This is a genomic window from Leisingera sp. ABD4_442 (assembly GCF_056160905.1).
The window spans coordinates 1-669 of sequence record NZ_JBSWYB010000100.1; the positions used below are offsets into that span (position 1 = coordinate 1).

Below are 669 nucleotides of genomic sequence, written 5' to 3' on the forward strand. Positions count from 1 at the left end.
CCTGACACATGACCGTACTCGATCACAGGTCTGAGCAGTTCAAAAGCCCCTTGCATCCGGGGCATCCACACATGACGTAAGCTACGATTTGCTGTCTGTTGATCTTCGACGAGAAGGAGATCAGAGATGTCGAAACGGAAGAACCATTCGCCTGAGTTCAAGGCCAAGGTCGCGCTTGAGGCTTTGAAGGGCGAGCGGACTGTTGCTGAGCTGGCAAGCCAATTTGGCGTTCATCCGACGATGATCCACAGCTGGAAGCGGGCGCTCCTGGAGGGCGCGTCCGGCGTATTCGAGCGTGGCGGCAAGAAAACCCCGGAGATTGATGAAGAGCGGGTCAAAGAACTGCACGCCAAGATCGGGGAGCTGGCCGTGGCCAATGATTTTTTGTCACGAAAGCTCAAGCCGTGGATCGGCAAGTGAGGCGGAAAATGATTGAACCTGCCAATGCCAATCTACCCATTGGCAAGCAATGCAAGCTGCTGTCGATCCCGCGGTCTTCGTTTTATTATCAGCCCAAGGGCGAGACGGCGCTGAACCTGGCGCTAATGCGGCTGATCGACGAGCAGTTCTTGGAGACGCCGTTCTTCGGTGTCCGTCAGATGACCTGGCACCTGCGCAACGACGGCCACGTTGTGAACGAGAAGCGTATCCGGCGGCTGATGCGCCTTA

The 669-nt window shown here is 56.5% G+C and carries 2 protein-coding genes; both read left to right on the forward strand.

Features of this window, described 5'->3' with window-relative positions:
• The first annotated feature begins 126 nt into the window (after nucleotides 1-126).
• The gene (locus tag ACXAHG_RS23530; RefSeq protein ID WP_475061249.1) at nucleotides 127-420 is read left to right on the forward strand and encodes a transposase; all 294 of its coding nucleotides are present in this window, start codon (nucleotides 127-129) and stop codon (nucleotides 418-420) included.
• A gap of 8 nt (nucleotides 421-428) precedes the next feature.
• Nucleotides 429-669, forward strand: a 241-nt coding sequence (locus ACXAHG_RS23535) for an IS3 family transposase (RefSeq protein ID WP_475061251.1), incomplete at its 3' end; no start/stop codon positions are given.